This window comes from Streptomyces sp. NPDC050287 (assembly GCF_044459385.1).
Classification (GTDB): Bacteria; Actinomycetota; Actinomycetes; order Streptomycetales; family Streptomycetaceae; genus Streptomyces.
Genome location: NZ_JBITIY010000004.1, coordinates 409820 through 429733 on the forward strand (window position 1 = coordinate 409820; position 19914 = coordinate 429733).

The 19914-nt window shown below is 70.6% G+C and carries 23 protein-coding genes and 1 pseudogene; 11 read left to right on the plus strand and 13 right to left on the minus strand.

What is annotated here, in order from left to right; genetic code table 11:
• Positions 1-69: 69 nt before the first annotated feature.
• Complete coding sequence (locus ACIBK3_RS16785) at positions 70-360, minus strand: GlsB/YeaQ/YmgE family stress response membrane protein (RefSeq protein WP_399366195.1); 291 nt, start codon at positions 358-360, stop codon at positions 70-72.
• A 440-nt stretch (positions 361-800) separates the two neighbouring features.
• Between ACIBK3_RS16785 and ACIBK3_RS16790 the strand changes: the two genes are divergently transcribed.
• Positions 801-1214: a cupin domain-containing protein gene (locus ACIBK3_RS16790; RefSeq protein ID WP_399366197.1), complete on the plus strand. Its 414-nt coding sequence runs from the start codon at positions 801-803 to the stop codon at positions 1212-1214.
• Between the two features lie 77 nt (positions 1215-1291).
• Here the strand turns inward: ACIBK3_RS16790 and ACIBK3_RS16795 are convergent, their stop codons facing one another.
• The 5 genes and pseudogenes from ACIBK3_RS16795 to ACIBK3_RS16815 form a co-directional block, all read right to left on the minus strand.
• The gene (locus ACIBK3_RS16795) at positions 1292-1654 is read right to left on the minus strand and encodes a DUF952 domain-containing protein (RefSeq protein ID WP_399366199.1); all 363 of its coding nucleotides are present in this window, start codon (positions 1652-1654) and stop codon (positions 1292-1294) included.
• A 10-nt stretch (positions 1655-1664) separates the two neighbouring features.
• A pseudogene (locus ACIBK3_RS16800) lies at positions 1665-1784 on the minus strand (SAM-dependent methyltransferase); the annotation flags it as partial.
• 58 nt (positions 1785-1842) lie between these two features.
• Positions 1843-2340 (minus strand): SigE family RNA polymerase sigma factor, encoded by a 498-nt coding sequence (locus ACIBK3_RS16805; protein ID WP_399366201.1) that lies wholly within the window; start codon positions 2338-2340, stop codon positions 1843-1845.
• Positions 2341-2524: 184 nt separating this feature from the next.
• Positions 2525-2938 carry a peptidoglycan-binding protein gene (locus ACIBK3_RS16810; protein ID WP_399366203.1) on the minus strand — a complete coding sequence of 138 codons (414 nt, stop codon included), beginning with the start codon at positions 2936-2938 and terminating at the stop codon, positions 2525-2527.
• 49 nt (positions 2939-2987) lie between these two features.
• Entirely contained in the window at positions 2988-3407 is a 420-nt protein-coding gene (locus tag ACIBK3_RS16815) for a hypothetical protein (RefSeq protein ID WP_399366205.1), read from the minus strand.
• Between the two features lie 715 nt (positions 3408-4122).
• Here ACIBK3_RS16815 and ACIBK3_RS16820 point away from each other — a divergent pair.
• Genes ACIBK3_RS16820 through ACIBK3_RS16830 form a run of 3 tightly spaced genes read left to right on the plus strand, consistent with a single transcriptional unit; the run spans position 4123 to position 6679 of the window.
• On the plus strand, positions 4123-4809 hold the full coding sequence (locus ACIBK3_RS16820) for a response regulator transcription factor (RefSeq protein WP_399366207.1): 687 nt from the start codon (positions 4123-4125) through the stop codon (positions 4807-4809).
• On the plus strand, positions 4803-6449 hold the full coding sequence (locus ACIBK3_RS16825) for a sensor histidine kinase (RefSeq protein WP_399366209.1): 1647 nt from the start codon (positions 4803-4805) through the stop codon (positions 6447-6449). Before ACIBK3_RS16820 ends, ACIBK3_RS16825 begins: the two co-directional genes overlap by 7 nt.
• A gap of 56 nt (positions 6450-6505) precedes the next feature.
• Positions 6506-6679 (plus strand): hypothetical protein, encoded by a 174-nt coding sequence (locus ACIBK3_RS16830; RefSeq protein ID WP_399366210.1) that lies wholly within the window; start codon positions 6506-6508, stop codon positions 6677-6679.
• Positions 6680-6854: 175 nt separating this feature from the next.
• Here the strand turns inward: ACIBK3_RS16830 and ACIBK3_RS16835 are convergent, their stop codons facing one another.
• Positions 6855-7121 carry a hypothetical protein gene (locus ACIBK3_RS16835; RefSeq protein WP_399366212.1) on the minus strand — a complete coding sequence of 89 codons (267 nt, stop codon included), beginning with the start codon at positions 7119-7121 and terminating at the stop codon, positions 6855-6857.
• Between the two features lie 83 nt (positions 7122-7204).
• On the minus strand, positions 7205-7717 hold the full coding sequence (locus tag ACIBK3_RS16840) for an ATP-binding protein (protein WP_399366839.1): 513 nt from the start codon (positions 7715-7717) through the stop codon (positions 7205-7207).
• A gap of 340 nt (positions 7718-8057) precedes the next feature.
• Between ACIBK3_RS16840 and ACIBK3_RS16845 the strand changes: the two genes are divergently transcribed.
• Positions 8058-9176 carry a PQQ-binding-like beta-propeller repeat protein gene (locus tag ACIBK3_RS16845; protein WP_399366214.1) on the plus strand — a complete coding sequence of 373 codons (1119 nt, stop codon included), beginning with the start codon at positions 8058-8060 and terminating at the stop codon, positions 9174-9176.
• A gap of 59 nt (positions 9177-9235) precedes the next feature.
• Here the strand turns inward: ACIBK3_RS16845 and ACIBK3_RS16850 are convergent, their stop codons facing one another.
• Positions 9236-9595, minus strand: coding sequence for an SCO4225 family membrane protein (locus ACIBK3_RS16850; RefSeq protein WP_399366215.1), 360 nt, complete (start codon positions 9593-9595; stop codon positions 9236-9238).
• 122 nt (positions 9596-9717) lie between these two features.
• On the opposite strand from ACIBK3_RS16850, the gene ACIBK3_RS16855 reads away from it, so the two are divergent.
• Both ACIBK3_RS16855 and ACIBK3_RS16860 read left to right on the plus strand, forming a co-directional pair.
• A complete protein-coding gene (locus ACIBK3_RS16855; RefSeq protein WP_399366217.1) occupies positions 9718-10134 on the plus strand; it encodes an SAM-dependent methyltransferase in 417 nt (138 codons plus the stop codon).
• A gap of 85 nt (positions 10135-10219) precedes the next feature.
• A complete protein-coding gene (locus ACIBK3_RS16860) occupies positions 10220-11011 on the plus strand; it encodes a polysaccharide deacetylase family protein (RefSeq protein WP_399366219.1) in 792 nt (263 codons plus the stop codon).
• Positions 11012-11185: 174 nt separating this feature from the next.
• Here ACIBK3_RS16860 and ACIBK3_RS16865 read toward each other — a convergent pair whose 3' ends face one another.
• The 3 genes from ACIBK3_RS16865 to ACIBK3_RS16875 all read right to left on the minus strand — a co-directional run bounded on the left by ACIBK3_RS16865 (position 11186) and on the right by ACIBK3_RS16875 (position 14945).
• The gene (locus tag ACIBK3_RS16865) at positions 11186-13585 is read right to left on the minus strand and encodes an excinuclease ABC subunit UvrA (RefSeq protein ID WP_399366221.1); all 2400 of its coding nucleotides are present in this window, start codon (positions 13583-13585) and stop codon (positions 11186-11188) included.
• A 236-nt stretch (positions 13586-13821) separates the two neighbouring features.
• Entirely contained in the window at positions 13822-14178 is a 357-nt protein-coding gene (locus ACIBK3_RS16870) for a VOC family protein (protein WP_399366223.1), read from the minus strand.
• Between the two features lie 233 nt (positions 14179-14411).
• Entirely contained in the window at positions 14412-14945 is a 534-nt protein-coding gene (locus ACIBK3_RS16875) for a GNAT family N-acetyltransferase (RefSeq protein ID WP_399366225.1), read from the minus strand.
• A 98-nt stretch (positions 14946-15043) separates the two neighbouring features.
• Here ACIBK3_RS16875 and argG point away from each other — a divergent pair, with 98 nt between their 5' ends.
• A complete protein-coding gene (gene argG, locus ACIBK3_RS16880) occupies positions 15044-16489 on the plus strand; it encodes an argininosuccinate synthase (RefSeq protein ID WP_399366841.1) in 1446 nt (481 codons plus the stop codon).
• A 124-nt stretch (positions 16490-16613) separates the two neighbouring features.
• Here argG and ACIBK3_RS16885 read toward each other — a convergent pair whose 3' ends face one another.
• Entirely contained in the window at positions 16614-16958 is a 345-nt protein-coding gene (locus tag ACIBK3_RS16885; RefSeq protein WP_399366227.1) for a hypothetical protein, read from the minus strand.
• 277 nt (positions 16959-17235) lie between these two features.
• Between ACIBK3_RS16885 and ACIBK3_RS16890 the strand changes: the two genes are divergently transcribed.
• From ACIBK3_RS16890 to ACIBK3_RS16900, 3 genes are all read left to right on the plus strand, one after another.
• Complete coding sequence (locus ACIBK3_RS16890; protein ID WP_399366229.1) at positions 17236-17382, plus strand: hypothetical protein; 147 nt, start codon at positions 17236-17238, stop codon at positions 17380-17382.
• Positions 17383-17663: 281 nt separating this feature from the next.
• Entirely contained in the window at positions 17664-18311 is a 648-nt protein-coding gene (locus ACIBK3_RS16895) for a DUF6629 family protein (protein ID WP_399366231.1), read from the plus strand.
• Positions 18312-18531: 220 nt separating this feature from the next.
• Complete coding sequence (locus ACIBK3_RS16900; RefSeq protein ID WP_399366233.1) at positions 18532-19857, plus strand: lipase family protein; 1326 nt, start codon at positions 18532-18534, stop codon at positions 19855-19857.
• Positions 19858-19914 lie beyond the last annotated feature (57 nt).

Genomic DNA, 19914 nt, shown 5'->3' on the forward strand with positions numbered 1-19914 from the left:
GGGGGCGCTCACGCTCTTCACTTCCGGGTGTCGTGCTGCCTACCGGCCACCCCTACTGTCCGGGGATCGTCATGCATGGACGTGTCCGCGCCGGTGTCCGTGCCCGCGGCCGGCGACCAGCCGGTACAGCGCGAGCAGGATGACGGAGCCGACGATGGCCGCGATCCATGTGGACAGGTCGAAGAAGCCGTCGATCGAATCAACTCCGAAGAGCACCTTGCCGAGGAAGCCTCCGAGGAGACCACCGGCGATACCGATGAGCATGGTGATGATGATTCCGCCCGGGTCCTTGCCCGGCATGAGCGCCTTGGCTATGGCGCCGGCAAGCAGACCGATCACTATCCACGCGATGATGCCCATAGCAGAATTTCTCCTTGCTGTCGGTTCGCCGAACGAGTTTCCAAGGAGCCCTGCGTCAAACCGTCGTCGGTACGCACGGCGCAGCGGGTCGCGCGCATCGACCTGACCAGCGGCCAGAAGGCGGGGCTCGTGGGGTGGGTGAGCTCGGTGGTCCGCACGACCACGATGGCGACGCATCGACGCATCGACACGGCGGTACGGCCACGCCTGGCACGGGGATCTCGTCCGCCGTCCGGATGACCCGACCCGGCCGTCGGGGAGGACAGTTCTGTCCCAGGAGGAAACTCTCCCCTTCGCGAGCAGGCGCGTGGGTGCGAGCGTGGAACAGGCGGCGGCACGCTGGACAACGGGCTGAGCCGGGAGGATCCCGTCGAGGCCCTGACACGCCCGCCCGCGATCAGTTCGCAGCAGGAGAAGTTCGTACCAATAGAAGGACACCGATGGAGTTCGTCAAGCCTGAGTCCACCGTGAAGGCCCCCGGGGACTGGTTCACCGGCGACGTCTGGTTCGACGTCATCCACGCCGGTCAGGAGCCGTCCCGGATGCGCGCCAACATGGTGCGGTTCTCTCCGGGCGCGCGCACGGCGTGGCACCACCATGCCGTCGGGCAGACCCTGCACGTCGTGGAGGGCGTCGCGCTGATCGGCACCCGCGACGGCACGGTCTTCGAAGCCCGCCCCGGGGAGACGGTGACCTGTCCGCCCGGCGAGGAACACTGGCACGGTGCGACGCCGGATCGGTTCATGCAGCACCTGGCCCTGTGGGAGGGCACGGGTGACGACCGGCAGGAGACCACGTGGCTCGAGAAGGTCACCGACGAGCAGTACAACGGCCCCCGCACCCGCAGCCACTGACTCCTCGAGGCCGGGCCAAGTCCCGGTCCGGCCGGTGCGGTGGAAGGCCCGGCCGGAGAAGGCCATGATCGCGTGGGTCAGCGGGCGTCCGTCAGGCCCGTTGCCCGGCCCTCCTCGTCCCACCGGACTTCGAGGACGCGCGCGACGGCGTCGCGGTTGACGGGCCCGTAGATGTGCGGGAACAGAGTGTCGCCGGCGACGCCGGGTGGCGGGGCGGGAGCCGCCGCCTCCCATGCGCACCTGGCGGTGAGCCGGTCCTCGTCGAGGAGCAGTGCCAGCAACGGCCGGGGAGCGGTGGGGTAGAACGCGTTGACGATGATCAGCGTGGTCGCCTCGTCAGGGGAACAGTGGACGAATCCTTCCTCCGCGAGGGAGGCCGGTGCGTACGGCTGGTCGGTACGGGCATTCCACTCGTCGAGCGGCACGACGTGATAGATCATGGTCCGGTTATACAGCAGCCGTTCGGACTGCCACGATCGGGGCGTTGTCGACGTACGCGGCACGTACGTCCGGCGCCGCCTCCTGGGCGGTCTCGTGCACGTTCGGGGACGTGGGCAGCCCGGTGCGGATGCATCGGCCGGCTCGGTCGGACTGGGCGGTCTCCCAAACTGACCAGACTATGGCGATCTCAGCGTGCGATCTCCTGACGGAGTTGGGTGAGGGCGCGGTGCAGTGTGCTTTTGACCGTTCCGGGGGCCATGCCGAGAGTGGCGGCGGTCTCGAACGTGGTCATCTGCTCGCAGTACCGAAGCACGACGACGCTGCGCTGCTTGGGGGTCAGACGCTTCAGGACTTCCGTCAACAAGGCCCTGTCGGCATGCTGGTCACTGGTGTCCTTGACGGACACCTCGGGTATGTGTGCGGTCGGAATTTCTTCCAGCTTCCGTGCCCGCCACCACTCCGTGCGCGTGTTGATCATGACGCGGCGCAGGTAGGCGTCCGCGAGCCGTTTGTCGGCGATGCGTTCCCACTGGCGGTACGTGCGTAACAGTGCGATCTGCAGGAGGTCCTGGGCGTCGAGTGGGTCGCCGACCAGACGCCGGGCACTGCGCAGCAGAGCGTCGTGCCGGGTACGGACGTACTCCTCGAATTCCAGCACCGTGGTGCGTTGCTTGCGGGGATCCATGCGTGGGCTCCTTTCACACGCGGGCATGAGCGGTCAGTACGTGCTGTGTGGCGGAGCGGCGCCGGGGCGGGCGGGCCCGCCCGCCCCGGCGTCGGCTCATGCTCGGTACCGTGCCGGCCGAGTCGTCAGGTCGTGGTGCGGTTGCCGAGAGGGCCGAGTGGATCCGTGCTCTGCCCGGTATCGGTCAGCGGCGCAGGTAGTCCCAGGTGTGGCTGCCGACGACGCCGTCCGCGCCCCCGGCAATGTTGTGGTGGCTCTGGAGCCACCTGACCGCCGCGAGGGTGTCGGGGCCGAAGCTGCCGTCGACGGACAGCCATACGGGGTAGTCCGTGTGCTGGTTGATGATGTCCTGGATCTCCCTGACGGCAGCGGCGTTGGAGCTTCCCTCGCTGATGGTCGCGGTGCCGTAGTAGTAGTCGCACGTGTAGCCGACGGTGGAGCGGTAGGTGCAGGAATGGACGGCGGCAGCTTGCGAGGCCGACCTGGTCGCCTCGCTGCCGGCGGCGGCTTGAGCAGCCATGACGGGCACGGTGACGAGCAGTCCCGTGGTCAGGACCAGGGCGCTGACGGCGCGGGTGCGGTGGTACGGCACGGGCATGTCTGTCTCCTTGTGGGAAGCAGGGTTGATTGGGGTTGGTGGCCGGCTGTCAGCAGCCCGGCACATGGGGCACCTTGGGGGCCGCTCCGCGTACGTAGTGGTTGCTCACCCAGGCCGGGTCGCTGCCGTGCAGCAGGGTGACCTTCGTCCACCACTTGTTTCCCGCGACCTTGGTGGTGTGCCGGTTGGTCTGGCAGAACGCCCGCAGGGTCGCATGGGACACCCGTGTGACAACCCGGCAACCCGTGCGCGGGCACTCCCGCAGGGCCACCTGCGTGCCCTTGATACGGATCTTCGTCACGCCGGCGGCCGAGGTGCTGTCGGACACCGGCAGCAGCGTGGAGGTCTGGGCGGCCACATGCTGCGTGCCCCGCGCATCGGCGTGTGCGGGACCGGCCACGGCCAGGCCGCCGGCCAGAGTGAGGGCGGTCGCGGCCAGCGCGAAGCTGCTGCGCACCGTAGAGGACATTGCTGTACTCCTTTCACTGGCGCCGCACTTCGCGGCGCACTTGGGTCGTTACAGCGGCAGACCGGCCCGATATCGGGGCGGTCCGTGACGGGTTTTGGGCAACGGCCTTCCACCCGAGCAGGGAGGAGGACCGGGCTGCTGGCCGCTCCCCTCGCGCCGGCCAGCAGCCCGGTCCGGAATTGACGGCCCGTGATGACGGGCCGCCTACCGGGGAGGTGGGTCACTACGAGCGCCTGGTGGATCCTTTGGCAGCCGGTCAGTACGGCTCGCTCCGTCCTTTCTCGGACCCGGCCACTGCCAGGGCGATCGGCTTGCCGATGGTGGTGATCGACACCAGGTGCTCCTTCGAACGAGGGGCTGCTGCCTTCCGGAACGGCCGCGTGTGAGATGGCGGCCGGTGAACAGCCGGACCTGACGTGCGCATCCGGTGCCGTACGACCTCGACTTTCCCGGCCGCGCCATTGAATGGACAGCCGGATCCGCCACCCTGATCAATGGCGACGTCGCAGGTCACGGGCACGGCGCAGCACGCTGACCAAAAGCGCGCGAGAGCCGTTGACGGCGTGGCGTCGGGAACGCCCTGCCAGGCGACGACTGTGGCAGCCAGGGGCTGTGGGGAAGCTGAAGGTTCCTGAAAGAAAGGCCCGTGCGTCAACTCCCGGACGGTGTCCGGTTCTTCAGGTCGGCCACAGGTGGATTCCCTCATGCTGGAGCCATGCGCGTACTGGTGGTTGAGGACGACCGGCGGATGGCGGAGCTGCTGCGGCGCGGCCTGGTCGGTGAGGGATGGGCGGTCGATGTCGTGCACGACGGACCGTCGGGGCTCGAGCGGGCGGGCGAGAACCCGTACGACGCGATCGTGCTGGACGTGATGCTGCCGGGCCTGAACGGATACGGAGTGTGCGGCCGGCTGCGTGCGGCGGGCATCTGGGCGCCGGTGCTGATGCTGACGGCGATGGACGGGGAGTACGACGAGGCGGAAGGCCTGGATGTCGGCGCGGACGACTACGTGACCAAGCCGTTCTCGTTCGTGACGCTCCTGGCCCGGCTGCGCGCGCTGATGCGGCGCGGACAGCCGCAACGCCCCGCCGTGCTGCGCGTCGGGGACCTGGAGGTGGACCCCGCGGCCCGGCACTGCCGTCGCGGTACGGTACCGGTGGCCCTGACGGTGCGGGAGTTCTCGGTCCTGGAGTACCTGGCGCGGCGCGGCGGTCAGACGGTCACGAAGACGGAGATCCTGGAGCACGTCTGGGACGACCGGTTCGATGGAGACGTCAACGTGGTCGAGGTCTACGTCAGCGCCCTGCGCCGCAAGATCGACACCCCCTTCGGTCGGCGGTCCATCCGCACCGTCCGGGGGGTCGGCTACCGGCTCGACGTTGCCCCGGAGGGCGCGTGCTGAGGGCTCGTCGGGCCGGGCGAGCCGAGCGCGGTCTGCGCCTGGGCAGCGTGCGACTGCGGTTGACACTGGCCGCGACCGCCCTGGCCGCCGTCCTGCTGACGCTGGCCGCCGCCGCCGGCGCCGTCGCCGTGCGCAACTCGTTGGTGGCCTCGGCGATCGAGCGGGTCACCAACGGCACAAGCGCCGAGGTGGCCGAGTCGCCCGTGTGCGAAACCGGTCTCGACAACACGTCCTGCGTCGAACCGCCTCCCGACTCGTCCCCCGACCAGCGTGACACGCGCCCCCTGGTCCGAGGCGAACGCCTGTCCCTGTGGCCATGGACCGACCCGCACGACGCCACGTTCGTCGCATCGGACCAGGCCGACGGGGCGTTCCCGCCGGACGTCTGGGCGGACCAGCAACGCCTGAACACCACCGTGTGGTGGCTCGTCGGCGGCACGCTGGTGCTCACCCTGGTGACTGCCTGCGGGACATGGCTGGTTGTCAGCCGGGCCCTGAAACCGTTGGACGGAATCCGCAATCAGTTCGCGGCACTGAGCCTGAGCAACCTCGACCAGCGCATACCGACGGCGCGCGGCGGCCGGGAGTTCACGCAACTGGTGGCGACGATGAACAACGCCCTGGACCGGCTCGATGAAGCGGCCGCCCGGCAACGGCAATTCACCTCCGACGTCGCACACGAACTGCGCACCCCGCTCGCCTGTCTGCGCGCCGAACTCGAACTCGCGCTCGCCCCGTCCGGGAACGCCCACTGGCCCGACGCCGCCCGTGACGCTCTGCACGACACTCTTCATGTCCAGGACATCACCACGAACCTGCTGCTCCTGGCCCGCCTCGACGCCCAAGCCCCACACTCGAAGACCCTCCTGACCAAGCAAGTCGACCTGCCCGACCTGATCCGCGACGCGGTCGCCCGCCGTGACGTACCCGATCACCTGAGCCTGGTCGTCACCGCACCCGACGAACCCGTGGCCGTGACCGGCCACCCGGGCCTGCTCGCCCGCGTCCTGGCCAACCTTCTCGGCAACGCCGAACGCCACGCGGCCACCACCATCGCCGTCACGCTCACCCCGGACCACGAACGCCGACAAGCCGTACTCGACGTGGCCAACGACGGCCCGCCCATCCCGCCCGAACACCGGGAGACCATCTTCGAACGCTTCAGTCGGCTCGACGACGCCCGCACACGGGACGCCGGGGGCACCGGCCTCGGCCTGGCCATCGCCCGCCGCATCACCACACTCCACCACGGCACCCTCACCCTCGCCCCCAGCCGGGAAGACCAACCAGGCGCCCGGTTCACCGTACGACTGCCCCTCGCCCACGGGGACGTCCTGCCGCTGGTCACCGAACTCCTGCACGCTTGGGACCAGCCCGACGACATCCCCGAGCTCTTCACCCACAACGCCGGACACCAGCCCCTCGAAGACGTCGTGCCCGACCTGGCACGCGCCCTCATCACAGCCGGACGCGACCACCACCTCCACGCACTGCTCCTCCACGTCGCCCGGAAGGCACCCGCCTGGGAAGTCACCGGCCTCGCCGACATCCTCCGCGACGAAGGCATGCCCGCAGCCGCCGACGAACTGCTCGCCGCCCGCACCGCACGTGTTCGTCGAACCGGCATGACCATGGGCTGACTTCGCGTCCTCGGGCCCGGCAGCGAGCGGCGCAGGGCAATGGCCGGTCCGAGGGCATGGCAAGTGGCCCGGGCCAGGGCTGCATCACCGTCCTGCGCAGCCACGGCTCCGGCAACTCGTGCGGCGGCCTGGGGAAGGCCGGCCGACCCGGTCCTCAGCCCGACGCGGTGGTCATCCAGGCGGCGGCCGGGGAGGACGGCACGGCCCTTGTGCACATCGTGTCGAACTGACCGCCTGGACGGTCCCGCCCCAGTGAGCGCTGCGCCCGCGCACGTTCCGGCCCGCAGGCTCACGCAGGATGTCCTTCCCGTCGGCACCAGTCCCGCTGCCGCCCGTACCGGACGCGTCAGCCACGGAGTTCGCCTCAGGCACAGTCGCCGAAGTCGCGGCGAGGCCCTGCCGTGGTCACGGGGTGTCGCCGCGCCAGTCGAACCGGCGGGCGTCCTCGGCGCGAGGTGTGTACAGGGTGTGCCCGCCGGGTCCGTGGGCGCCTATCTCGGTCGCCAGTGCCACGCCCTCGCGCAGTTCGTCGTCGGGCCGGCCGGTGACGTCCAGCAGCAGACCGTCCAACGGCCCGCCGACCAGCTCCACGTAGAGGCGGCCGGGCCGGGGCCCGGCGTCGTCGTGGTCGGCGCCGTAGACGCGGCCACGCATGAACTCCAGCTCATCCATGCCATGCAGGCTCGCATCCGCCACTGACAATCGACGACCGCCGCTGCCCGCGGACGAGGTACGGTCCGCGCCGGCACCGGAGGTCAGCTGCCGGACGGCATGACGGACGGCATCGGGTCGTCCAGGAGCGGCAGGTGGGCCGTGATGCGCTTGCCGACCGGTTCGCGTCGCGCCGAGAAGCCCTGCACCACGGCCATCACGATCTCCAACCCGTGCTGACCCACCCGCCCCACGTCCGCCGCCCGGGCCACCGGCAGCACCGGGTCGCTGTCCCAGACCTCGATCTCCACCACGGCCCCGGCCACCCGCAGACACAGCAGTGCCGGGCCCGGCGCGTATTTGCAGGAGTTGGTGACCAACTCGCTGACGACCAGCTGCGTCAGGTCCATCGCGCGCGCGGTCACCGGCAGCCCGTACTCGGTCTGTACGCGAACGAGGAAGTCGGCCGCCAATCGCCGGGCCTCGGCAATCGAGGCGCTGTCCCCTTCCAGGGCGGCGGTGAGCTCGGCTGAGCCCGGATCCGGTTCCAGGGCGGCAGTGCACTCGGCCGAGCCGGGCTCCGGGGCGAGCGAACGCTCCATCCCGTCGGGTTCCATCCGCATCACTACTCCCCTGGCCTGCACATCGGCGCGCATACCCCGGAAGTCGTTGTACATGCCTCCGGTAAGAAACCTGTGTGATGTTCCCACCCCGGGCGTCGTTCACAAGGCCGCGGGGCAACCGCGAACATCTGCATCGGACCGTGCAACCATCGCCGGTGGCAACGGGTCGTCTCTGAGGGCGTACGGCCCCACCTGGAGGTGACTTTGCATGGCGCGACTGCGGCAGGCGCGAAGGTCGGCGCTCATGGCCGGCGTAGCGATCCTCGTCGGGTGTTCGGGCGCGCAGAACGCTCAGCCCGGCGGGTCGGGACCCGACTCCGTCTCGTCCCCCGCCATGGCACGTACCGCCGTGGCTGTTTCGGGGCCCTGGCGGGCGTGGACCAAGTCCCTGTCCGCGTGGGAGGCGTCCGGGACCTGTGGCGCCACGGCCCATCAGGTCGTGTGCGGTACCGCTCCCGACGGGCTCGTCGGGCGGTCCCGTGCCACCGGCGCCGTCACCTGGGCCGTCCCGGCGACCGGCGCCGGCGGCAAGAACGGCGGCCTGGTCGTCGACGCGACCGACGAACGTGCGGTGACCATCGGCGGCCGAGTGCTGCGCGCCGCGAACCTGCGGACGGGCAAGGCGGCCTGGACCCACCGGTTGCCCTCCCGGCGCTCCTACCTCAGCATCGCCGCGTCTTCAGGGATCGTGTACGCCCTCGACGCCGGCGATTCCGTGCCGTCCGAGGGCTTCACGGACCTCACCCTCGGTGCCTTCCGGGCGTCCGACGGCGTATCTCTGTGGCAGAAGTCCGCCGACGCGGACCCCACTGAAGGAATCGCCGTGATCGGCAACCGGGTCTACACCACCGACGGCAAGAAGGCCACCGCCCGCGACGCCCGTACCGGCACCACCGTGGCGACCAGCCCCTCGGCCCTCGAGTGCCCCCACCTGATCTCCGGCGGCCGCTACCTGGTGTGCACCGGGAGCCCGCTGTCCGCCGAGGACAGCTTTCCGCCGCTGCGCCGTCTCGACCCGGCCACGCTTCAGCCGCTGGCGACCGCCGAGGACACCGGCATGAAGCCCGAAGGGGGTCTGATCTCGTCCGACGGTGTACTGGTGCTGTACGAGGACAGCGCGGAGGATCCGGGCGCCGGTGCCTGGAACGCCTACGACCTCGACCGCCACCGGAGACTGTGGAGTTACGACACCACCACCGAGGAAGCCGGCCTGGCCGGTGGGCGGTTCGTCACCTTCACCCCCGAGAACGCTTCGACCAGGGACCGGCTGATCACGATCGACCTGCACGCCGGCCCCGACGGGACCGGAGCCGCCGCGCCGCGCATCTCCGCGTGGTACCCGCAGACGAAGAGCGGCGAATACCCCGTACTCATCGTGCCGGGGGGCGATTCGGGTCATGTCGTCGTCGAGCCGAGGAAGCACCGGGCCCTGCGCTCGATCCCGCTTCCCTGACATCCCGGGCAGCGAGTACGACGACCCTCCCCGGGATGGATCCCCGCCCAGGAAGCCCGTCAGGCACCCTGCGGCCGCTGCCTGCCGGTGCCTGTGTGTGAACGGCGCAGGCGCTGCTGGAGCGCGCCGATGACCGTCGACTGGATCAGCACGGAGAGGACGAGGGCGGTGTGGAAGAACCATCCGGATGCTTCGGCACCGGCCGACAGCAGCGCCTCGCCGGCACTCAGGAAGAGGACGAACGTGGGCGAGGCGAGGGCGATCAGGTAGATGCCGGAGAAGGACGGGCCCTCGTGGGACACGAGGACCTGGTCCCAGACGAGGAAGGCGGCGGCCGCCGCCACGAGGGTCAGGTAGACGAGCGAGGCCGGGGTGGCGAAGGCGAGTCGGGCCAGGGTGCGCAGTCGTCGGGTGTTCATGTCGGTCCCCCATCGGAAGGTTCAGGTCGCTTCCCAGCTTCGGCCGGCAAGTCGCCGATTCCTTGAGTACGTCTACTCATTCAGTCCTGAGCACCCCTCCGCGCACGCCCTCATCCTGTTCCGTGACCCCGGCGGCCGGCCGATCGACCGAGAGCACAAGAGAGAGGAACTGGCGTACGCGGCGCAGCCGTTGGGACGTACGTCGATGCAGGAACACGCCACGCCGCGGCCGCAGGACGCACGCCGCTCGAACCGACCCTGCGATACCGCCCGGACCTGCGGCACATCAGAAGACCGACACGTCGGTGCCGCACTCGGCCCGCGTCTGGAACCACTGGCTGGGCGGAAGGACAACCACCCGTCGACGAGGAAGCCGGCGACGCGTACACCGCCGTCCTCCCCGGCATCATGAACTCGCCCGCAGCGCCCGGGCCTTCTTGCGCCGCACCGTCACGTACCTCGTCACCGGGGCGGGCATCCGGATCTCAACGCCCGACGGACGCCGGTGCGTTCCGGAACGCCTGCGGAATTGTCCGTGATCAGTAACAGACGGATCCCGCGGCGGTCTTTCTCCGTCCTCACAGCTGTACGGGAAGCACCGAGACGACCAGGAACAGGGCGGACATGGCGCGGCATGGCGGGCGGGGATGGTACGGCCGGGTAATCGCGGCGGCAGTCGGGGTGACGGCGGTGGCCGCCGCCACGTCGGTATGGACGGCGCAGGCCGGACCCGTCGACGGGCGGCAGGCGGGAGCGGGCGCCTCGGCGCGTCCCTCGGCATCGGGAGCCGCCGGGCCCGCCCGGGCGCCGGTGCCGGTGGAGATCGTCCATGCCTCGGACCGCGGCGCCCGGGGCGTCAACATCACGATCGACGACGGGCCGGACCCGATGTGGACGCCGCAGGTCCTTCAGGTCCTGCGGGACAACGGTGTGAAGGCGACGTTCTGCATGGTGGGCACGCAGGCCCAGGCCCATCCGGACCTCGTGAAGGCCGTGGTGGCGGCCGGGCACCGGCTGTGCGACCACACGGTCTCGCACGACACCACCATGGACACCAAGTCCGACTCCTACCAGTCGCAGCAGATCCTGGACGCCGAACGCATGATCACCAAGGCTTCGGGGGGCGTCCGGCCGCTGTACTACCGGGCCCCGGGCGGTGCCTTCACCCCGTACAGCCGCCGCCTCGCCGCCTCCCGGGGGATGCGGCCGCTGGGCTGGAACGTCGATTCCAAGGACTTCGAGCGCCCCGGCACCGACGCCATCATCACCACCGTCAAGAACGAGATCCCCAACGGCCCGACCGTTCTCTTCCACGACGCCGGCGGAGACCGCTCCCAGACCGTGGCCGCCCTGCGCGAGGTCCTGCCGTGGCTGAAGCAGCAGGGGTACTCCTTCGGCTTCCCCGTCGTGCGCTGAGCGCGGCCCGTCGCCCCGCGCGTGTTCGCCGCCGGGAACGAACCCGTACGAACCAGAAGAACCAGAAGAACCAGACGGTACGACGCCGACGACCGGGCCCGACCCGCGCAGCCCTCGTCGGCGCCGTCCCTGGTCTCCTTCCCCGCTCGTCTCGCGTGTCCCTGAGGGCGTCGGTCAGCTGCCGACGTAGGCCGCGAGGTGCTCGCCGGTGAGGGTGGAGCGGGCGTCGACGAGGTCGGCGGGAGTGCCCTCGAAGACGATGCGGCCGCCGTCGTGGCCGGCGCCGGGGCCGAGGTCGACGATCCAGTCGGCGTGCGCCATGACCGCCTGGTGGTGCTCGATGACGATGACCGACTTGCCGGAGTCGACGAGCCGGTCGAGCAGGCCGAGCAGCTGCTCGACGTCGGCGAGGTGAAGACCGGTGGTGGGCTCGTCGAGTACGAAGACGGACCGAGCGCCGCCCTTGTCTCCCATGTGCGTGGCCAGCTTGAGCCGCTGCCGCTCGCCGCCGGACAGCGTGGTCAGCGGCTGACCGAGGGTGAGGTAGCCGAGTCCGACGTCGGCGAGCCGACCGAGGATGCGTTGGGCGGCCGGTGTGTGCGCCTCGCCGGCCCCGAAGAACTCCGCGGCCTCGGTCACCGGCATCGCGAGCACCTCGCTGATGTCACGGCCGCCGAAGCGGTATTCCAGCACCGACGCGTCGAACCGCTTGCCTTCGCAGTCCTCGCAGGGGGTTTCGACGCCGGCCATGATGCCGAGGTCGGTGTAGATGACGCCGGCGCCGTTGCAGGTGGGGCAGGCGCCCTCGGAGTTGGCACTGAACAGCGCCGGCTTGACGCCGTTGGCCTTCGCGAACGCCTTGCGGATCGGGTCGAGCAGTCCGGTGTACGTCGCCGGGTTGCTGCGCCTGGAGCCGCGGATGGGTGCCTGGTCGACCGACACGACGGCCTCGGAGGCGGGGACGGAGCCATGGATCAGCGAACTCTTGCCGGAGCCGGCGACGCCGGTGACGACGCAGAGGACACCGAGCGGGATGTCGACGTCGACGTCCTTGAGGTTGTGGCGGGAGGCGCCGCGGATCTCCAGCATGCCGGTGGGCTTGCGCACCGTGCCCTTGAGGACGGCCCGGTCGTCGAAGTGGCGGCCGGTGACGGTGCCGCTGCCCCGCAGCTCCTCGACGGTGCCCTCGAAGCAGATGGTGCCGCCCGCCGTGCCGGCGCCGGGGCCGAGGTCGACGACGTGGTCGGCGATCGCGATCGCCTCCGGCTTGTGCTCGACGACGAGCACCGTGTTGCCCTTGTCCCGCAGCCGCAGCAGCAGGTCGTTCATCCGCTGGATGTCGTGCGGGTGCAGCCCGATGGTGGGCTCGTCGAAGACGTACGTGGTGTCGGTGAGCGAGGATCCGAGGTGGCGGATCATCTTGACGCGCTGTGCCTCGCCGCCCGACAGCGTGCCCGCCGGCCGCTCGAGCGAGAGGTAGCCGAGGCCGATCTCCACGAACGAGTCGAGGGTGTGCAGCAGCTTGCCGAGCAGCGGCGCGACCGACGGCTCGTCGAGGCCGCGGACCCATGCGGCGAGGTCCCTGATCTCCATCGCGCAGGCCTCGGCGATGTTGATCCCCTCGATCTTCGACGACCGGGCCTCGGCCGCGAGCCGGGTGCCCTCGCAGTCCGGGCACGGCGTGAACGTCATCGCCCGCTCGACGAACGCGCGGACGTGCGGCTGCAGCGCGTCGATGTCCTTGGACAGCATCGACTTCTGGATCTTCGGGATCAGACCCTCGTACGTCAGGTTGATGCCGTCGACCTTGATCTTGGTCGGCTCCTTGCGGAGGAGGTCGTCCAGCTCCCTCTTGGTGTACTCGCGGATCGGCTTGTCCGGGTCGAAGAAGCCGCAACCGGTGAAGATCCGGCCGTACCAGCCGTCCATGCTGTAGCCGGGGATGGTCAGCGCGCCCTCGCCCAGCGACTTGCTGTCGTCGTAGAGCTGGGTGAGGTCGATGTCGGAGACGGTGCCCCGGCCTTCGCAGCGCGCGCACATGCCGCCGTGGTAGACGGCCTTGCGTACCGTGATCCGCTCGCCCTTGCCCTTGTCGACGGTCATGGACCCGCTCGCCGTCCGCTTGGGCACATTGAACGCGAAGGCGGTGGGCGGGCCGATGTACGGCTTCCCGAGCCGGCTGAAGAGGATGCGCAGCATGGCGTTCGCGTCGGTGACGGTGCCGACCGTGGAGCGGGGGTCGGCGCCCATCCGCTGCTGGTCGACGATGATCGCGGTCGTCAGCCCGTCCAGGACGTCGACGTCGGGCCGTGCCAGCGTCGGCATGAAGCCCTGCAGGAACGCGCTGTAGGTCTCGTTGATCAGCCGCTGCGACTCCGCGGCGATGGTGTTGAACACCAGCGAACTCTTGCCCGAGCCGGAGACGCCGGTGAACACCGTCAGCCGGCGCTTCGGGATCTCGACGCTGACGTCCTTGAGGTTGTTCTCGCGCGCCCCGTGCACGCGGATCAGATCATGGCTGTCGGCGGCGTGCGGCGCAGGCGACTGCGAGTCCGTTCTGGTGGTCGTGGTCATTCTGTCTCCATCTGTCGGGCGGAGCCGCCCGTGCGGTCTCCGTCGGCGTCGCCTGGCTCGATCCGATCGGCTTGCAGCGTACGTCCGGTTCCCGTCGCCTGGGCCCGTGGCGCCCTGGAACCCGGCCACCCCGGGTGTCCACCGGGGTGCCGGACCAGGAAACCGCCTTCGCAGGTCGGGGCGCGGACGAGCAACGCGCGCCGCTCCCGAAGCGGCTGTGCCGGGAAGGGCGGTGCTCAGCGGTCCTGAAGCAGCCCGAGGACGTTGCCGTCGGGGTCGGTGACGGTGGCCACCAGGCGGCCGCCGCCGACGTCGTGCGCGCTCTCGCGCACGGTGGCACCCGCGGCGGTCACCTCGGCCAGCTTCGCCTCGATGTCCGGGACGTGCCAGTAGGCCACCGGCGAGGTCATGCCCTGCGGTCCGCCGTTCGGCACCAGCCCGATGTGCTGGCCCTCGGCCTCGAAGCCGACGTAGTAGGACTCGTCGGTCTGCGGCGCCACACCCAGCAGGGCGGCGTACACGGCCTTGGCCTTCGCCAGGTCGGATACGGGGTGCAGCACGGTCTTGATTCCCTGGGTGGAAGAGCCGGTCATGGTCACTCCTGAGGTCGTGGGTCCGGTCGGGACCGCCTCGACGCCCGCGTGAGGTGCGAGACGTGAGGCGTGATGCCCATGGCAGTCACGCTAGCCACGACCCCGCGACCGGCGCTTCTCGATTCCTGACCGGTCTGCTCAGGGGGGCAGGGGTGCCGGCGGACGGCCAGGTCCGGCGCCCTGGCCGCCGGCGCGCGGGCCACCGGCCGACGGCACGGCACCCCGCCCGGTCTTCACGCGTCGAACTCGGTGAGATCGATGGCGTGGATGTGCAAGGGATAGCCGTACACGGGATGTACGCTCTCGCGCTCCAGCGTCATGCCGAGTTTGCGGATGACGTTCTCGGAGGCCTCGTCGCCGATCCGGCAGACGCTGATGACCCGGTCGAGGCCGCGGTCCTGGAGGGCGAACTCCAGGGTGGCCTGGGCGGCTTCGGAGGCGTAGCCCTGGCCCCAGAACGGTGAGCCGAGCCGCCAGCTGACCGCCACGTCGTTCGCCGCCTCCGGCGGGAACTCGGGCACGGACAGGCCCGTGAAGCCGGCCAGCTCACCCGAGGCCAGCAGTTCGACGGCGAAGAGGCCGAAGCCTTCCTCGTCCCACTCCTCCTCCCAGCGTTCGATGGCCTCGGCCGTGTACTCCAGGTCGCGCACCGACCCGTCGTCGATCCAGTGCATGACCCGCGGGTCCGCGTTGATCTCCGCCATGGGCACGAGGTCGTCGTCGTGCCAGCGACGGAGGACGAGGCGGGGGGTGCGGATCTCGGTCATGACGCCATCCTGCCAAGGTGGGGACCGCACGGGTAATCGCGGCCCGGAATCAGGAACCCACCTTTGCATGATCATGCGAGATCATGCATACTCTTCCTATGTCCAAGGTCCTCACCTCCCTTCCCGCCGGCGAGCGCGTCGGCATCGCCTTCTCCGGCGGGCTCGACACCTCGGTCGCGGTCGCGTGGATGCGCGACAAGGGCGCCGTCCCGTGCACCTACACCGCCGACATCGGCCAGTACGACGAGCCCGACATCGCCTCGGTGCCCGGTCGCGCGCAGACCTACGGTGCCGAGATCGCGCGCCTGGTCGACTGCCGCGCCGCACTCGTCGAGGAAGGGCTGGCCGCGCTCACCTCCGGGGCGTTCCACATCCGCTCGGGCGGGCGGGCGTACTTCAACACCACGCCGCTCGGCCGTGCCGTCACCGGCACGCTCCTGGTGCGGGCGATGCTCGAGGACGACGTCCAGATCTGGGGCGACGGCTCGACCTTCAAGGGCAACGACATCGAGCGGTTCTACCGCTACGGCCTGCTCGCCAACCCGCACCTGCGCATCTACAAGCCGTGGCTGGACGCCGACTTCGTGACCGAGCTCGGCGGCCGCAAGGAAATGTCGGAGTGGCTCGTCGCCCACGACCTGCCCTACCGGGACAGCACGGAGAAGGCGTACTCCACCGACGCCAACATCTGGGGCGCCACCCACGAGGCCAAGACCCTGGAGCACCTGGACACGAGTCTCGAGACGGTCGAGCCGATCATGGGCGTCCGGTTCTGGGACCTTGAGGTCGAGATCGCCACCGAGGACGTGACGATCGGCTTCGACCAGGGCCGCCCGGTGACGGTCAACGGCAAGGAGTTCGCCTCCCCCGTCGACCTGGTGATGGAGGCCAACGCCATCGGCGGCCGGCACGGCCTGGGCATGTCAGACCAGATCGAGAACCGGATCATCGAGGCCAAGAGCCGCGGCATCTACGAGGCTCCCGGCATGGCCCTGCTGCACGCGGCGTACGAGCGCCTCGTCAACGCGATCCACAACGAGGACACCCTCGCCCAGTACCACAACGAGGGCCGCAGGCTGGGCCGGCTGATGTACGAGGGCCGCTGGCTCGACCCGCAGGCGCTGATGATCCGGGAGTCCCTGCAGCGCTGGGTCGGCTCCGCGGTCACCGGCGAGGTCACTCTGCGGCTGCGGCGCGGAGAGGACTACTCGATCCTCGACACCACCGGCCCGGCGTTCAGCTACCACCCGGACAAGCTGTCCATGGAGCGCACCGAGGACTCCGCGTTCGGCCCGGTGGACCGGATCGGCCAGCTCACCATGCGCAACCTCGACATCGCCGATTCACGCGCCAAGCTCGAGCAGTACGCCGGCCTCGGGCTGATCGGCGCCGGCAGTCCCTCCATCGGTGCCGCCCAGGCGGCCGCGACCGGCCTGATCGGCTCCATGCCGGAGGGCGGCGCCGAGGCCATCGCCTCCCGCGGCGAGGTTTCCGAGGAGGACCAGATGCTGGACCGCGCGGCGATGGAGTCCGGCACGGACTGACGGTCCCGTCGAGCAGACCGCTCGGCAGCACGCGGACGCACCATGGACAGGCCGGCTCGGCGCGCGACGGCGCCGCGTCGGCCTGTTCCGTCCCCGGGTCCGCCCGGACGTCCGGCCCTGCCGGTCAGGCAGCGCGGGCTCGGTGGGACACGGTGCGCGCGGGTAGGGCCGGGGCCGGGGTCCGTGCGGGCCGGACACGGTAGGTCGTCCTGGTCGGATCGACGACCGCCTCGCCGAGAGTGATGCGTCCAGCCAAGTGCAGCGCGTCGCATTCGACGGTGGACAGTGCGACGTAACAGCTCCCCCTCCCCGTATCGGCGTCGAACGGCTGCCAATAGCCGTATCTGCGGCGGCCGTCCGCGTGCACCGTCAGGAACACCGGGGTCCCGGGAGCGGAGACGACGCGCAGAACCTCGGCACCGGCGGGGCCGACCGGCGCGCCGGACCGGCCGCGGTGGGGCAGGAGCATCGTCAGACCTCCCCGTGGGTGGCCCGCGGACCACGCCGCGCAAGAGAGGACGGAACCAGGCCCTGTGCCGGTTGGGGAGTGGGGTGCATCTGCGGTGGCCTTCCTGGCGGGGACGCAGGATCGCCTACCCAGTGCGGACGATCTTGATCTCGCTCGCTCCGCATTGTTCACCACACCACTGACATCGATACTCCTGCGCGGCTCAGGGCTGAGTCGCCGCACGGAGGGTAGGCGAGTCGAGGCAGACAGACCCGCCGGTACCCGAGGGAGGAGCCACATGCCGGGCATGATGGAGCGCATCAAGCAGTTCGCGAGGAGTCCTCAGGGGCGGCGCGCGGCCGAGCAGGCGCGCCGGGCCGCGGCCGACCCCCGACGGCGGGCCCAGGCCCAGCGCCTGCTGGGCCGGCTCCGCGGACACCGCTGACCGCGTCACAGCGCACGACCGGGCGGCCCGGCAGACAGACCCAGCCGGGCCGCCCATGTATGCCCGGAGCCGGTCCACTCCGGCTGACGGGACAGGACGACACCCCGAGCCGTACGGCGAACCTCCCCCCCTCGGCGCGCCCTCAAGCCCTCGTACCGCCCGGCGGCACGTACTGCCCGGACTGCCCGGACAACCGGACAGCCCGACGTAGCCTGGCTTGGTCTGCGGCGCAGGCGGTAACCACGACGGCGGAACCCGACGGCGAACCCCTTGGTGGCGTGATGTGTTGGAGTGCGACAGCTGATCTCGTGGCGGGCACCGCTGTCGCGGGCGTGGGGGTGGTGTGTGTGGCACGGGTACGCAGGGGCCGGGATCTGCCGCTCGCCGCGCTGCCTCTGCTGCTCGGGGCCCATCAGATCGTCGAGTCGGCCGTCTGGGAATCCGGTGGCGGCAGCGGCCCCGCCACCATGGCCTGGGCCGTGATCGCGCTGCCCCTGCTGGCGGTGTGGGTTCCGGCCGGGGTGCTGTGTGCCGCCCCACCGCACGCGCGAAGCCGCCTGGGCCTGCTGCTCGGAGTCGGGGTCGCGACGGCCGCGGTGCTCGCGTACGGGCTGGTCACCGGTCCGGCCAGGGCCGAGATCCGCGGTCACACCGTCGGCTACGCCTTCGACCTGCCGTACGTCCCCGTGCTCATCGTGGGCTACCTGCTGGCAACCGTGGGCTCGTTGCTGCTCTCCGGTGACCGGGGACTGCTGACGCTCGGGCTGCTGACCGGCGTGGGGGCGTCGGTCTGCTGGGTTCTGTGGCGGACGGAGTTCGTCTCGACCTGGTGCGCGTTGGCGGCCGTGTGCTCGGTCGTCCTGCTGCGCTGGATCCACACGGGGCCGGCCGCCACGGCGCGGCCGGGCCGCGCGCCCGCACTCCGCTGACACGTCGCCACTTGCACCGCCGCCATATTACTGAACCGTAACCTTCCGACTGCTACCGCCGGTAACGCCTTCACCGCTACGGTCCTGACAATCCGTCTAAGAGTGGCGGCGCAAGCGCGGTTGGACGACCGGGCTCCCGCCGCCCCATCCGCCCCACCGGATCGTCGAACCGCCCGAGCCGCACATCAAGCTCGGCCTCCCCCACACACGGAGGTCCGTCATGCCCGCATCCGCTCGCATCGTGGCCGCGGCCGTCACCGCCGCGGCCTGTCTCGGCGCGACAGCCGTCCCGGCCGCCGCCACCACGGACACCGACGCCGTGATCTCCCGCGGCGTCACCATCCCCACGTTCTACAACCCGCCGGCGACCCTGCCGACGGCCGACGGCGCCCTGGTGCGCAGCGAGCCCCTGCCGCTCGCGCTGACCCTGCCCGGCGTCCACGGCCCGCTGCCCGGAACCGCCACCCGGCTGATGTACAAATCGACGGACTCCAACGGACGTCCCGTCGCGGTCACCGGCGCCTACATCGAACCGACCGCGGCCTGGAAGGGCGGCGAAGCCCGCCCGCTGGTCGCCGTCGCCCCCGGCACCATGGGACAGGGCGACCAGTGCGCCGCCTCACTGGGTCTCGAACATCCCCTGCGGCTCAACGGGCAGACCCTCTCCGTCGGTTACGAGAACCTGGCCGTCTACCGGCTGCTCGCCCAGGGCATCGCCGTCGTGGTCACCGACTACGCCGGGCTCGGCTCAACGGACCGGCTGCACACCTACGTCAACCGTGTCGACGAGGCGCACGCCGTCCTGGACGCCGTCCGCGCGGCCCGCTCCCTGCGCGGGACGTCGGTCACGGCCGACTCGCGGGTGGCACTGTTCGGCTACAGCCAGGGCGGCGGCGCGACCGCGGCCGCCGCCGAACTCCAGGCCACGTACGCCCCCGACGTCACGCTCGCCGGCACCTACTCCGGAGCGCCGCCCGCCGACCTGGCCGAGGTCACCAAGGCCATCGACGGCAGCGATCTGGCCGGGGCACTGGGCTGGTCGGTCAACGGCTTCCTGCAGAGCGACCCCGCCCTGAGGCCGATCGCAGACGCCCACCTCAATGCGAAAGGCCGCGCGGCCCTCACCGACCTGTCCACCATGTGCGTCGGTGACGCGCTGTTCGCCTACAACTCCGCGCGCAGCACGGCCTGGACCACCGACGGGCGGCCTCTCAGCGACATCATCGCGGCCGAACCCGCACTGCGCGCGTTCCTCGACGACCAGCGCATCGGCGGCATGCGGCCGGCCGGTCCGGTCCGCCTGGCGACGGGCACCAGCGACAACCTCGTACCCCACGCGCAGTCCCGGCAACTCGCCGTGGACTGGTGCGGCAAGGGCGCCGACGTCACCTACAAGCCGGTCATCCTGCCCGACGTGGGCCGCTCCCTGCTCAACCACTTCGCTCCCCTGCTCACCGACCAGGGTCAGGCCATCTCCTGGCTCACCGACCGCCTCACCGGCAAGCCCGCCACGTCCAACTGCTCCACCCTGCCCACTCAGCCCTGAGGAGGCGGCCGCACGGGGTCACGCTTCCGTGACCCCGGTGCACCGACCAGCGCGGGC

Bases quoted from the DNA above. Each gene is read 5' to 3' on its own strand.
- ACIBK3_RS16840 (WP_399366839.1), bottom strand. From the start codon at position 7,717: ATGGAACCCGACGGGATGGAGCGTTCGCTCGCCCCGGAGCCCGGCTCG.
- argG (WP_399366841.1), top strand. From the start codon at position 15,044: ATGTCCAAGGTCCTCACCTCCCTTCCCGCCGGCGAGCGCGTCGGCATC.
- ACIBK3_RS16900 (WP_399366233.1), top strand. From the start codon at position 18,532: ATGCCCGCATCCGCTCGCATCGTGGCCGCGGCCGTCACCGCCGCGGCC.
- ACIBK3_RS16815 (WP_399366205.1), bottom strand. From the start codon at position 3,407: ATGTCCTCTACGGTGCGCAGCAGCTTCGCGCTGGCCGCGACCGCCCTC.
- ACIBK3_RS16835 (WP_399366212.1), bottom strand. From the start codon at position 7,121: ATGGATGAGCTGGAGTTCATGCGTGGCCGCGTCTACGGCGCCGACCAC.
- ACIBK3_RS16820 (WP_399366207.1), top strand. From the start codon at position 4,123: ATGCGCGTACTGGTGGTTGAGGACGACCGGCGGATGGCGGAGCTGCTG.
- ACIBK3_RS16875 (WP_399366225.1), bottom strand. From the start codon at position 14,945: ATGACCGAGATCCGCACCCCCCGCCTCGTCCTCCGTCGCTGGCACGAC.
- ACIBK3_RS16790 (WP_399366197.1), top strand. From the start codon at position 801: ATGGAGTTCGTCAAGCCTGAGTCCACCGTGAAGGCCCCCGGGGACTGG.
- ACIBK3_RS16830 (WP_399366210.1), top strand. From the start codon at position 6,506: ATGGCAAGTGGCCCGGGCCAGGGCTGCATCACCGTCCTGCGCAGCCAC.
- ACIBK3_RS16890 (WP_399366229.1), top strand. From the start codon at position 17,236: ATGCCGGGCATGATGGAGCGCATCAAGCAGTTCGCGAGGAGTCCTCAG.
- ACIBK3_RS16895 (WP_399366231.1), top strand. From the start codon at position 17,664: ATGTGTTGGAGTGCGACAGCTGATCTCGTGGCGGGCACCGCTGTCGCG.
- ACIBK3_RS16845 (WP_399366214.1), top strand. From the start codon at position 8,058: ATGGCACGTACCGCCGTGGCTGTTTCGGGGCCCTGGCGGGCGTGGACC.
- ACIBK3_RS16810 (WP_399366203.1), bottom strand. From the start codon at position 2,938: ATGCCCGTGCCGTACCACCGCACCCGCGCCGTCAGCGCCCTGGTCCTG.
- ACIBK3_RS16865 (WP_399366221.1), bottom strand. From the start codon at position 13,585: ATGACCACGACCACCAGAACGGACTCGCAGTCGCCTGCGCCGCACGCC.
- ACIBK3_RS16870 (WP_399366223.1), bottom strand. From the start codon at position 14,178: ATGACCGGCTCTTCCACCCAGGGAATCAAGACCGTGCTGCACCCCGTA.
- ACIBK3_RS16850 (WP_399366215.1), bottom strand. From the start codon at position 9,595: ATGAACACCCGACGACTGCGCACCCTGGCCCGACTCGCCTTCGCCACC.
- ACIBK3_RS16885 (WP_399366227.1), bottom strand. From the start codon at position 16,958: ATGCTCCTGCCCCACCGCGGCCGGTCCGGCGCGCCGGTCGGCCCCGCC.
- ACIBK3_RS16785 (WP_399366195.1), bottom strand. From the start codon at position 360: ATGGGCATCATCGCGTGGATAGTGATCGGTCTGCTTGCCGGCGCCATA.
- ACIBK3_RS16860 (WP_399366219.1), top strand. From the start codon at position 10,220: ATGGCGCGGCATGGCGGGCGGGGATGGTACGGCCGGGTAATCGCGGCG.
- ACIBK3_RS16805 (WP_399366201.1), bottom strand. From the start codon at position 2,340: ATGGATCCCCGCAAGCAACGCACCACGGTGCTGGAATTCGAGGAGTAC.
- ACIBK3_RS16795 (WP_399366199.1), bottom strand. From the start codon at position 1,654: ATGATCTATCACGTCGTGCCGCTCGACGAGTGGAATGCCCGTACCGAC.